Raw genomic sequence first — 13764 nt, forward strand, 5'->3', positions numbered from 1 at the left:
GAGTGGGGCAATCCCCTCTCTTTTTTCGTTAAGGAGGAAAAAAGATGTTATTGAATATAAAAAATAAAGAAGTGGATGTACACTTTGGCATCAAATTTATCCGCGAGCTGGATAAATCAAACTATTTCGTAAAAGACGGCACAAAGTTTGGTGCGGGTCTGGAACTGAAGGTTCCCATGCTTTTTACATACGATACAGTTGCTTTATCTGAAATTATTTACGCTGGCACTTGTATGGAAAAAAGCAGGCCGACGATCAACGATGTGGACGAATTTATTGAAAACTGTGAAGATCTGAACGGTTTATTTGACGAGGTGCTCAGTGAACTAAAAAAGGGAAATGCTACCAGACTGAAGATGGAACAGCTGGAGATGAGTCTGGGTCTGGCAGAGCAGAGAAAGAAGTAAATGCCAGTTCTTCGAAAGAAACTTATGAAGAAATTATATTAAACTGCCTGCGGTTTCTTGAGATCAATGATCTGGAAGAAATTGACCGCATGACTTTCTATGAATATGAGCTCAGAATGAAAGCCTGCCGCCTGAAAAGGGTGGATGAGGAATACAGGATATATCTCCAGGCCTGGGTGAATAGAGAAGTAAAAGCGGAGAGAAAGAAGGGGAAGGGGAGGACAGAACCCGTGTATAAGAGATTTGACCGTTTCTTTGATTATGAGAAGAGGCTGGAAGAAGCCAGAGGGAACTCTGTCCAAAAACGGCCTGTTTCTAGTACTGCGGGCAGGTATATAGAATTTCTGGAAAGGAGGAAGAATGGAGAATTATAATATGGAGGCGGTAATAAGCGCAAGAGACAATGGATTTACCAGTACAATAAATAGTGTGCTTAGCAGCCTTAAAAATTTAGAAGGCGCATCGGAGTCTGCTGTAAAGTCTGTTGAATCCTGTGCGGATGCTATATCCGGGTTGATGGGCAGCGTAGGAGGGTTAGGTGACCTTCAGGAATTGTGTAGCGCAATGAAAACATTCGGAAATGTTACAAAAACAGCATTCCAGCAGATAAACAAGTTTGCAGGGAAAATGGATGCTGTTAAAAAATTAAAAAAAGATATTATCGACTCCGTGGCCGAATTGAAGGGACTTAAATCAGAAGCAGAAAAAACTTCTAAGGGTGCCCAGAAAAGTAAAGAGACATCTGCGAAAAAAAATGAAGATGAAACTGGAGAAGCAAAAAATCCTATAAGTGCTCTTAAAAGTAAGGGGGCATCTGCAAAGAAAAGAGTTGAATCAATGGGAGACAAAGTAGGAGAGGCGTCTTTCATATTCGGTTCGGCCACTGGCAGATTCTCAAAAGACCCACCAAATGCCTGGAAAAAAATTGATAAGATACGGAATGAAGGTGTACTTAATTCATTAGGAAACAAAGTCGGAGAAGCCTCTTTTAAATTCGGTTCCGCCACTGGTAGATTTTCGCCAGAACCACCGGCTGCGTGGAAAAAAATTGATAAGATACGTGATGCAGGCGTGTCTAATATATTAGGAGATAAAATAACGGAAGCAATCTTCGCATTCCAAACGGTTACTGGTAAATTTGAGGGTTCGGCTATGTGGAAAGGAATTGACCTGTTAAGCAAAAAGGTTTCAAATATGCCTCAGATGATACAGAAAATTGGATCTTCGTTTCAAGCAGCGTTTAAACTGGGGGAGGCAGCTATGATGGGGTTGACACCAATCATGGGTGCAGCACTGAAAACCATAGGGCCTGCAGCGATAATCGGAGCGGCAATTGCAGGATTAGGCTTACTACAGGGTCAATTTGGAGACCAGATAAACGGATTATTGCAGATAGCTGTTGAGCAGGGACCTCAAATTATTCAAAGTTTAGTTGACGGTATTGTAAACAGTCTGCCTGTATTTATGCAAGCCGGAAGTGAACTGCTGGTAAATCTTTTAGATGCCATAACAGCGAATCTTCCAGTAGTCGTGCAGGGCGGAATTCAGATAATTTCCTCATTGGTACAGGGACTAATTGATAACTTGCCGCAGATTATACCTGCTGCGTTAAATATGCTCACAACACTTATAGAAGCAATTATAACAAATTTGCCGATGTTGGTTCAAATGGGGCTTTTGCTAATTGTTGCACTGATTACCGGAATTGTAGACAACCTTCCACAAATTATCACCTCGGGAATAGCACTTATTATGACGCTTATTGCAGGTATAGGTTCTATGATTCCCGACATTTTGGCGGCTGGCTGGGAGATTATCAAAGCTCTGGGAATGGGAATAATAAAAGCAATCCCTGAAATTTTGACCTGGGCTATTGATGGTATTAAAGGCCTTTTCAGTGATTTATGGGACTTTATAACGGGAAAGAATGAAGAAGGTGTTGATAAAACATCAGAAAAAATGGAGGAGCTTGCCACCGATCTGACAGACAAAACTTATGGGGCTACTACACAAGCAAAGGTAGATTTTGAGGTTTTGAACACGGAAGGTTCTGGCAATATTGATAATTTACTTCAGAATGTGGGGAATTTAAGTGACACCATGCAGACTGTGCCGGTAGAAAGTATGGATGCGATGCGGCAGCAATGCGGCGAAAGTGTCACTACGATGGAAAATGATGTTTCTGAGGGCATGAACAAAGTAGTAGACAGTACAACACTTGCTATGGAGAGTTTCGGGCAGGCCATAAAGGCGGGCATGACGAATGCGCAGCGTAATGTAGAATCAGGAATGAAGCGCATGCAGGCGGCTGTATTGGAGGTAATACCCGGTATGTATTCAGCGGGAATGAATATTATGTCAGGATTGGCTAATGGGATTTTTGCCGGGTCAGGAATGGTCATTGATGCCGCATATAGTATTGCTAATAGAATAGCCCAGACAATGAGGCGTGCACTGGACATTAAATCTCCTTCGAAGGTTACCACTAAGATTGGAGAATATGCAGGGCTTGGCCCGGCTATAGGCCTGATGAACATGCTTCCAAAGGTGCAGAGGGCAAGTACAGAAATTGCAGATGCAATGCAGCCTGTTGTAACATCTGATTTCCTTGGAACATCCAGCAGATATGGCATAAGTTCCCCCAAAATTTCTGTGAATGCAGACAACCAGGGAATGGTTAATACATATCTTAAAGCTGTGCTTAATGAAATAAGAGATGCTGTCTGTGAGCAAGGCAACAAAACTTATGTATTTGAAGCTCCGTTAAATCTGGAAGGAAAACAGATCGCAAAGGCAAGTGCAGTGTATACACAGGCGGAGATAGACAGACAGGAGAGATTAAAAAAATGGATGGGAGGCTATAGGTAATGTATGACTTTATAGATATAACGCAAGTTCAGGACAGTCCAAGCCTTCCGGCCGAAGCAATGAGCATTAATGGTGTATACCTGGAACATGAGGTGGAGGGGTATCGTACCCTGTATGTAACCGGACGCGAACTGCCGGAGGCCGAAATTGAAGAACAGCAGATTGGGAAATCGGATGGAACAGAATACTTGAGTAAAAGATTTGTTCCAAGAGTGATAACAGTGACATATCAGCTTATGGGTGATACTCCGGAAGAGTTCAGGGAAAGAGTTAACAGGATGAACCAGATTTTAAATCAGGAGGAAGCTAAACTTGTTTTTCAGGATGAACCTGATAAATATTTCATTGGTACAAAGAGTACAGGAGATGAGATTCCCGGCGGAATATTAAATGTGACTAGTAGTTTTCAGTTTTACTGTACAGACCCATATAAATATTCCGCAACTGAGAAGACATTTCAGGCATCAGCGGGAAGTAATGGTGTATTAGAAGCTACGATTGTCAATAATGGAGCAGGTGCTGTTCCTATTAACTACGGGATAACACACAATCATGAAAATGGGTATATTGGGATTGTATCAGATCTGGGAGTACTTCAGTTTGGCGATGCTGACGAGGTAGACAAAGAAATACGGCAGAAATCACAGGTTTTACTTAACTATAAGACTGCATCAGATTTTTCAGCAATGACAGACGGTCAGGGGGTTATGGCTGAAAGTTTCCCTAAAAACGGTACCTTCAAAACAACTACGGTTAATGGTAAACAATGGCTGGGACTAGATAATGTAGGAACCGGAAGTAAATGGCATGGTGCCTGTAAAAAGGTTACGATTCCAGCAAATACAAACGGAGCTGTTAACTTTACTGCGAAGGCAAAAGTGTGGTTTCAGACTGCCAAGGTAAACGAAACCGGATTACTCCAGCTTACTGTTGGAGATACAGACGGGAAGCATTTGGCTTCAATTCACATATTTAAATCTAATTTGGTGGCAAATGAAGCCGTCTATGTTATGCATATTGATACAAAAGAGAGAAAAAGAGTATCATATACGCCTAATAGTAAATCCAGCTCAAGTGCAGATAAAGGTTCCATATACATAAAAAAGATGGGAGCAAAGTTTGAGTTTTATTGTAATGGCACGAAACATAGTTTCCAAATGCCGGAATTGAAAGATAAGAAAGCTTTGACGCTAAGTGTATTTTTAGGACAATTTGGAACATGCGGTGCAGAAAATTTAGTAAATAGGATGTATTTTAACAGTGTCTCTTTTCAAAAAGATAATGTAAATTATTGGTACAATATTCCAAACAGATATACAAAGGGCAGTTTTGCTTATGTGGATGGAAAAGAAACAAAATTTTATGTAGATGGAGTGGAAAGTTTGGGAGATGAGATTGTCGGCAGTAAGTATTTTCTTGCTCCTCCGGGAGAAACGAAAGTACAGTTTTATTGTTCTGATTTCAGTTCACCGAAACCTACAATATATGCAAAAATAAGGGAGGCATTTTTATAGTGGACAATATTAGAATTGCAGTATTGAGCGCATACGATAACGTATGCGCTTTTATAGACAATGAAGCTCCGGATGCAATGCACTACTATGACGATGAACTGCATATGTATCTGGAAGGTGCAGCGAGCACCTACACATTCAAAACCAGTGCAGATCACCCGGATGCCCTGAATTTAATTGAGGGAAATAAACTTGCTTTCACGTATCGCCAAAAAGATTATTATTTTAATATTATGCGTGTGGTACAGGACGAATATGAGATAGAAATCGAAGCATATTCACTCGTGTTTGAGCTGCTCAATGAGGAAAAAGGTCCATACAATGCAGAAAAAGCGATGACGTTGGCAGAATACGTGAAAGCGTTTAACTATGAGCAGACCGTTACCCTCGGCATTAATGAAGTGACTGATAAATCGATAAAAAATGAATGGAAAGATACAGAAACGATACTGGCACGGTTCTATTCTCTGGCAGATGTATTTAATGCAGAACTTGAATTCATACCGAAGCTCAATCCAGATTACTCTCTTAACAGTATTATAGTAAATGCATACCGTAAGCATTCGGATACGGATCAGGGAATGGGGACTGACCGGACCGATATGGTACTGCGCTATGGGAGAAACGTAAAAGGTGTTACGAAGACCAGTGACATAACAGAGCTGTATACCGCAATAAGAGCCACCGGAAAGGATGGCCTTACTGTTATGGGATTGGATAAAACGGAATTGGATGCAAAGGGAAATATAGAATATATAAGCCCTAAAAACAATGGTAATATCTATGCAGTGCAGGCCAGAGACCGTTTCCCATCCAATTTAATGATGAATGAAAATGAACGGTACATAGCTAAAATATGGGAATGCGATGCAGAAAATGCCAATACTCTGTACGAGGAGGCGCTTAAGGAACTGAAGACGTACTGCGTTCCTCAGGTTGAATACGAAGTGGATGGATACTTTGATACAGATATTGGCGATACAATTACGATTGCAGACGATGAGTATAATCCACCGTTGTATCTGCAGGCCAGAGTAACCGAGCAGCTGCAAAGTTTTACAGATCCATCAAGGAATAAGACGACATTTAATAATTTCAAGGAACTGAAAAGTCAGATAGATCCAAAACTATTAAAAAAAATGAATACTTTGATCGCAGCAAACAAAGTGTATTCTTGTTCTATTATAACAGATAACGGTATTACCTTCAAAAATGGTCAGGGCGAAACAACACTTATGGCTTCTGTTATGGACAGTGGTGCAGACAGAACTGCAGATGTGAAGATAAAATGGTATAAAGATAATACTGCAGCCGGTTCAGGTTCTTCTTTATTGGTAAAAGCCGCTGAGGTCTCCGGAAAAGCAGTGTATAGGTTTGAGGCTCTGGAGGGAACCAAAATTCGCGGTTCGTACGAAGTAACGGTTACAAATATTGATGATGGTGCTGTCGGTCAACAGGGGCCTTCAGGAGAAAAAGGGGATCAGGGTGCAGCCGGTCCACAGGGCCCACAGGGGCCCCAGGGTGAAAGAGGCGAACAAGGGATGCCGGGCCCGTCTGGAGATCCGGGAAAAACTTCTTATTTTCATGTGAAATATAGTCCTGTAGATAACCCAACCTCATCTCAAATGACTGAAATTCCAGATAAATATATCGGTACCTATGTTGATTTTAAAGAAGCCGATTCAAATGATCCGGAAGTATATAGATGGCAGCGACTGACAGGTGCGCAGGGCCCTAAAGGGGACCGTGGCATACCTGGTGAAAATGGTGAGGATGGAAACACTTCGTATTTGCACATAAAATATTCAAATGACGGAGGTGTCACATTTACGGAAAACAATGGTGAAACGGCAGGAAGCTGGCTTGGAGTATATGTGGATCTCTATCAGCCGGATTCATTAGACCCAGGGGTATACAAATGGAAAAAGATAGAAGGCGATGCAGGAATAAAAGGTGATCAGGGAGAAGCCGGAAAAGGGTTAGCAGAAAGAAAAGCATATTATCTGGCTTCCCCTCAAAACACCGGAATTATGGTGAACAGCAGCGGGTGGGAGCCGTCAATTCCAACGATCACGGCAATAAACAAATATCTGTGGATATACGAAGAGTATATATATACGGATGGCACCAGTGACAACACGACGCCGCGAGTAACCGGCGTATATGGTGATAAGGGAGACAAAGGTGATAAAGGCGATCAGGGTGACCGAGGGCTGCAGGGCCTGCAAGGAGTCAAAGGAGACCAGGGAATACCGGGCTTAAAAGGTGAAGACGGAAAAAGCAGTTACACCCATATAGCCTACGCAAATAGTGCAGACGGCATGACGGATTTCTCAGTCTCTGACAGTAACCGGACTTACATAGGAATGTATGTGGATTATACGGCAGCTGACAGTACAACGCCTTCCAATTATGCGTGGAGCAAGATAAAGGGAGCAGACGGGGCACAGGGAACGCCGGGAAAAGCAGGGGCCGATGGAAAAACACCATATCTGCATATTGCTTATGCAGACAGTGCAGACGGCACAAGTGGTTTTTCTGTATCCGACAGTGTAAATAAGTTATATATAGGACAGTATACAGATTATACATCTGCAGACAGCACAGATTCCTCCAAATATTCATGGACGAAGATTAAAGGCGAAACCGGAGCGGCAGGTCCTCAGGGGCCTCAGGGCGTCCAGGGCCCGAAAGGGGCTGATGGAAAAACGTATTACACGTGGTTAAAGTATGCAGACAGTCCCACTACAGGCATGAGTGACGATCCGACGGGTAAATCCTATATTGGTCTGGCTTATAATAAAACAACAGCTGCAGAGAGCAATAATTACAGCGATTACACATGGTCACTGACAAAAGGGGGCAAAGGCGATCAAGGTGCGGCCGGCAGCAAAGGGGCTGATGGAAAAACTTATTATACATGGATAAAATATGCCACAAGTGCAGCCGGGGCAAATATGTCTGATGATCCTGCAGGAAAGACATACATCGGTTTGGCCTACAATAAAACAACTTCTTCCGAAAGCACAAATGCTTCGGATTATACATGGTCTTTAATCAAAGGTGATAAGGGAGACAAAGGGGAAAAGGGCGATAAAGGCGATCAGGGTGACCGCGGGCTGCAAGGGCTTCAGGGTCCAAAAGGCGATCAGGGAATACAAGGTGCAAAAGGTGCTGATGGAAAGAGCAGCTACACACATATCGCGTATGCGAACAGTATGGATGGAGTAACTGATTTTTCTGTTTCTGACAGCAACCGGGAGTACATTGGAATGTATGTGGATAACTCAGTCATAGACAGTACATCACCGTCCAAGTATGCATGGAGTAAAATAAAAGGTGCAGATGGTGCGCAGGGTATGCCAGGAAAAGCAGGGAGTGATGGAAAAACCCCTTACCTGCATATTGCATACGCAAACAGTGCGGACGGAAAGACAGGCTTTTCCGTATCTGACAGTGTTAACAAGCTGTATATAGGACAGTATACAGATTATGTGTCAGCTGACAGTACGGATGCCACAAAATACTCATGGACAAAGATTAAAGGAGAAACCGGAGCCACCGGGCCTCAGGGACCGCAGGGAATTCAGGGATCTCAAGGTGTTCAGGGACCAAAAGGAGCAGATGGAAAGACTTATTATACCTGGTTAAAATACGCAGACACACCTACCACAGGGATGAGCGATGATCCTGCAGGCAAATCCTATATTGGTCTGGCCTACAATAAAACGACGGCTGCTGAGAGTACCAGTTACAGTGATTATGCATGGTCATTGATTAAAGGTGCTAAGGGTGACCAAGGCGTAGCCGGAGGCAAAGGTGCAGATGGAAAAACATACTATACATGGATAAAATACGCCACGAGTGCAGCCGGGGCAAATATGTCTGATGATCCTGCAGGAAAGACGTACATTGGTCTGGCCTACAATAAAACGACTTCCGTCGAAAGTACAAACGCTTCCGATTATACATGGTCTCTGATCAAAGGAGATAAGGGCGATGATGCAGCTATAGTTAGCGCAACGGAACCATCCGATAAAACCAGGCTCTGGTGTGATACATCAAAAGAGATTCCTTTGATTAAGCGCTATAACGATACTACGGAAGCCTGGGAAATCGTAAACGATCAGACACAGGATATTTGGGAACTTACTCAAAGCACTAACGTATCTTTTACTAAGACATTCAAAGAAATAGAATCAGTAGTGCAGCAGCAAACTCATATACAGGGCGAACTGGAAAACTTAATAGATGATGTAGGCACTCAGTTTAAGCAGACAAAAGAATCTTTTGAATTTAATTTTGAACAGCTTACTAAAAATCTGAACGTACTGGCTTCAGGTACAGACGAAAACTTTAATGAACTAATAAAGTATATACGTTTTTTGGACGGAAATATTATTATTGGTGTAGAGGGAAACCCCTTAACATTAAAAATGCAGAATGACAGGATATCATTTTTTGAAAATGAAAATGAAGTGGCGTATATCAGTAATAGGCGAATGTACATCAATGATGCTGAAATCTTATCATCATTTATACTTGGGAATTTCGCTTTTTCTCCTCGTGAAAATGGAAACCTGTCATTTGGGAAAGTGAGGTGACATAATGGCAAGTTACGAAACACGAATAAATTTAGTCAGCGAGACAAACAAAGATATAGAGAAAAATACCAGTAAAGTAACAGTAGCCTTGGAATTTCGTCGTACAGACTATCCATATTATGGATATAATTTGACTGGAGAAGCAAGTTGGAATATAACAGTAGATTCTCAGACTACAGGTAATATCAGCTTTACATTTAATTGGAATATTCCCCAGAATGTATGGCAAGAGGTAGGACGCAAGACATTTACGGTTACTCACAATAAAGATGGTACCAAAATAATTGGAATGTCAGGTATGATCTATTTTGGATCAGGAGTTTCACCCGGCACACTTTCTGCCACAGGTAACGCAAGGTTAAGCACAATACCAAGGGCGACTACTCCGACACTGGCTAATAATAACCCATTGATAGGGAGTGCCGTTACAATCAATTTGCCAAGAGCCAGTAGTGCATTTACTCATACATTGAATTATACTTTCGGCAAAGAATCAAGTAGCATTGCGTCTGGTGCAGGTACTTCGGTAAGCTGGACTCTTCCTAAGACACTTGCTGAACAACTCCCCAAGACGTCGAGTGGCACTGGAAAAATAACGTGTATGACATATAACGGATCAGAGTTAGTTGGAACCAAAACCATAAGTTTTACAGCAACCGTTCCGTCAACAATGAAGCCGTCTATAAAAAGCATTACGATATCGGAAGCGGTAACTGGACTGAATGCACAATTTGCAGCCCATGTACAAAACAAAAGTAAGCTTAAGGTTGTTACGGATGCAGAAGGTATATATAAAAGTGAGATTACTTCTTATAAAACAGAAGTTAACGGCAAATCGTATGCCGGAAGTTCTGTAACTACCGGATACATAACAGCGTCAGGGAGTGTCGAAGTAAAAGTTACGGTAACGGACAGCAGGGGCCGGTCGTTTTCTAAGTCAGAGCATGTAAATGTTGCAGCATACTCAAATCCCCAAATTACCTCATTTACTGCCGCTAGATGTACAGCAGCAGGTGATCTGGACGATGAAGGAACAGAATTAAGTATTGGACTGAACTTCAGTGTATCAAATGTTGGAGATAAAAATACGAAAAGCTATGTTGTGGAGCTGTTAAAAAATGGTACATCGTCGTGGACTCCAGTAGTAAGCGGAAGTAAATATTCTTACAATAGTACGTATATAACTTCTTCGTCTTTGAGTTTAGATTCCTCATACACATTACGGCTTAGGGTCACAGATTACTTTACAACAACAACAGCAACGGTTGACATAAGCAGCGGATTTACCCTAATGGATTTTCGTTCAACAGGGAAGGGAATGGCAGTTGGTAAAGTAAGTGAAAAAGATGCTTTTGAGGTGGGGATGGATGCGGACTTTAAAGGCAGCGTGATGATCGGTGGAAAAAAACTGCTTGATATAATTTATCCTGTGGGAAGTATCTACATGAGTGTAAAGAACACAAATCCCGGTACGTTATTTGGCGGCACATGGGCTGCCTGGGGGGCTGGAAAAGTGCCGGTGGGGGTGAATACTGCTGACGGTAATTTTAATACAGTGGAAAAGACCGGTGGTGCATCGACACACAAGTTAACGACAGCACAGATACCAGCTCACAGCCATAGTATACCAGCGCTATCAGGCTCAGCAGCATCTGCAGGTGCCCATACACATACCACAGATGTTTATGGCAGTACAGGAGACTTTTCCAATAATGCAACAAACCTTTGGATCAGGGGCGGTGCAAGTGTTGCTGCCGCATACGGCGTATCAAAAGCAACAAAATCTGCTGGTGCCCACACTCACACTGTAACCACAAAAGCAGGTACTTCTGGAAGCGCAGGGACAAGCGGCGTACATAATAACCTTCAGCCTTATATTACTTGCTACATGTGGAAAAGAACTGCTTAAACAGAAAGTGTTATAAGGGGTAATTAAAAATGGAGAGGGCGAGGAACATCGTCCTCTTCTGTAATTTAAATTATACAAAAAAGCATTAAGACAGTGTAAACGAGTGAAAATAAGCGTAAATTTTATAGAGGTAAAAGTATAGATGGTATTCCAAGTGAACAGACAGTTGTCAGGAAGAATCCGCTACATAGATCTCATTCTCAATCGTGTATGGACAACCTGGATAACAGGTTCTGTTGAATTGACAATAATAATATAAAACAAAAGTACAATGCTATTTATGCATTATAAATGGTTTTTAAAGATCAATTAGGAATGGAAGGAGAAGCGTATGAAAAAAGTAATCATTACGTTCGTAATAACTATTATTTTATTTCTTACTCAGGATGCAGATGTACATGCACTGGTAAAATACGATGATAATAAGAGTTATTCAATGAACGATATGGAAATTCTCAATATTACGAATGAGCAAATAAAAGAACAAACAGAAAAAAACGCACAACAACTAGAAAATAAGCAAGTAGACATTATAGTTTTTGCAGGGCAAGACAACATGCGGGGGAGTGAAATGCCCGAAGAGATAACAACTGAGTCAATATGGAATTCAGGATATGAATTGAGATACAATGCTGGCAATCATGTTATTGGCATCAAAAGATTGTGTGATTCAGAAAGGTTAAATAGTACTTTGATACCAGCATTTGTAAATTCTTACTATAATAATACAGGAGCGCCTGTATTAGCAATAGATGTTACAAAAAGAACCTCTTCCATTAATGATTGGTCAGAGAATGGAGAAAAATATAAGGAATTAAAAACTAAACTGGAAGAGGGGATCAAATATGTTACTAATAATCCACAGAGTTTTACATTAAGAAATATTTACATGGTATGGTATCAGGGAGAAAGTGACGTGTATGATTTAGAAAACTACGAAATAAAGCTAACTAAATTTTTGGAAAATGTTAAATCGCTCGGTGTTAAACAGAATTTTATGATACGTATAGGCCACTTATATCGTGCTTCGGGTACTAGTGACGACAATAGACAACGAGACAGTTTTGACAGTTTTACACAGATGATTAAACTACAGACCGAGTTTAACAGAAAAAGTGATTTATCTGTGTTAGTTTCTACAAAAGCTGCGGTTCTCTCTTTAGTAAAAGGACCGTCGTCTGGCAGAGAGAAAATCTCTGATATGATGATAAATCAGTTAAGGCTATCTCAGCGGGCATTAGAAATAGTTGGGTCTGAGGCTGGGAAAAATGCCGCCTATTACGTAAACAAAAATAAAGAACCTCGTTTGCTGGATTTAGAATATAAAGATGATGATTTTGACTATTACTATACTGGTTTTGATGACTCACAAGGATTAACAGATTTGCAGTCAAAGTTTTTATACAAGAAAATGAAAAAATACATTAAAGAGGGAAATGAATCCGGCGTTCTGCAATATGGCAGCTATGCGAAACAGCGTGCTTACCAACTGGAACTAGTTAGTTATAATGAGGAATATTTAAACGGCAATAAAATCATATACATGGATAACGGATTTAAGAGTGGAAACTATATCGGGTTGGATTGTTCGGGTTTTACTTCTTTTGTATATCATTATACTTTTGGATTACCATTTGATTATACTCGGTATGCACCAACAGTAAATGGTAGAAGAGCTCCCATAAAAGGCACCCCTTGGACTACCAGAGAGTATTTAAACAATCCAACTTCATTAGAATTTGGGAAAAATAATAAAATTAGTACATTAAAATATGTAGGAGAATTAAAAAGTGAGACTCAAGATTACACCTTATATTCAGCGGCGCAGAATTTTCCTTTAAGGACAGGTGATTTAATCATTGGAAAAAATAATGATATTGACGCCCATATTGTTATATATATTGGAAAAGACAGTATAAATGGTAATCACGTGGTACTGAATTCAACCTCATTATCTAATCATAATGTTTCTAACAATGGTATTAGATATCATGTGGATTTTGCATATTTAACTCCAGATAATTTTGACGGCGCAACTAATTTCAGTCATAAATATACAGATGTTACCGTGCTAAGGTTGAATAATAATGTAATGCCGAATAATTTCATTGGCAATGAGTTTAATGTTAATTTCTCTAATCTTCAAACCAAAGTGTCAGGATATAAGTTCCAGGGGCTTTATAAAGAGAATACAGAAATTCCAGATCATGAAACTTGGTTAGAAAACCATAGCGTATATATATCAAAAGAAGAAAACCAACTTTAAGACGCTTTTTTTAGCGTACACATAGAATAATTTCCTATGTGTTTGCACGGTTGTCAAAGAATCAGAATAGGATGCTCATTGATAATAGACAGGGGGTATCCTGAGGAGGCATTTTTAGGATATCCCCTATAATATGAAATCTTTAACTATTTAATTTGTTATTTGAAATCAGAACAATATGGAGATTACACGTGTT

General features: G+C 40.7%; 7 protein-coding genes. All 7 read left to right on the plus strand.

Annotated elements, in window-relative coordinates:
* The first annotated feature begins 44 nt into the window (after nucleotides 1-44).
* The 7 genes from BN1938_RS05355 (at nucleotide 45) to BN1938_RS05385 (ending at nucleotide 13568) form a co-directional block, all read left to right on the plus strand.
* Complete coding sequence (locus BN1938_RS05355; RefSeq protein WP_050639613.1) at nucleotides 45-407, plus strand: tail assembly chaperone; 363 nt, start codon at nucleotides 45-47, stop codon at nucleotides 405-407.
* 89 nt (nucleotides 408-496) lie between these two features.
* Entirely contained in the window at nucleotides 497-781 is a 285-nt protein-coding gene (locus BN1938_RS05360; RefSeq protein ID WP_187376288.1) for a hypothetical protein, read from the plus strand.
* Nucleotides 768-3275, plus strand: coding sequence for a phage tail protein (locus BN1938_RS05365; protein WP_050639614.1), 2508 nt, complete (start codon nucleotides 768-770; stop codon nucleotides 3273-3275). The genes BN1938_RS05360 and BN1938_RS05365 overlap by 14 nt, the downstream gene beginning before the upstream one ends.
* A gap of 59 nt (nucleotides 3276-3334) precedes the next feature.
* Nucleotides 3335-4789 (plus strand): distal tail protein Dit, encoded by a 1455-nt coding sequence (locus BN1938_RS05370; protein WP_242843820.1) that lies wholly within the window; start codon nucleotides 3335-3337, stop codon nucleotides 4787-4789.
* Nucleotides 4789-9393, plus strand: coding sequence for a phage tail spike protein (locus BN1938_RS23640; RefSeq protein WP_050639616.1), 4605 nt, complete (start codon nucleotides 4789-4791; stop codon nucleotides 9391-9393). The genes BN1938_RS05370 and BN1938_RS23640 overlap by 1 nt, the downstream gene beginning before the upstream one ends.
* A gap of 4 nt (nucleotides 9394-9397) precedes the next feature.
* Complete coding sequence (locus tag BN1938_RS05380; RefSeq protein ID WP_082202814.1) at nucleotides 9398-11302, plus strand: DUF859 family phage minor structural protein; 1905 nt, start codon at nucleotides 9398-9400, stop codon at nucleotides 11300-11302.
* A gap of 331 nt (nucleotides 11303-11633) precedes the next feature.
* Complete coding sequence (locus BN1938_RS05385) at nucleotides 11634-13568, plus strand: sialate O-acetylesterase (RefSeq protein ID WP_050639618.1); 1935 nt, start codon at nucleotides 11634-11636, stop codon at nucleotides 13566-13568.
* The last annotated feature ends 196 nt before the right edge of the window (nucleotides 13569-13764 follow it).

Source organism: Eubacterium sp. SB2 (genome assembly GCF_001244405.1).
In the GTDB taxonomy this organism is placed as follows: Bacteria; Bacillota; Clostridia; order Lachnospirales; family Lachnospiraceae; genus Faecalicatena; species Faecalicatena contortus_B.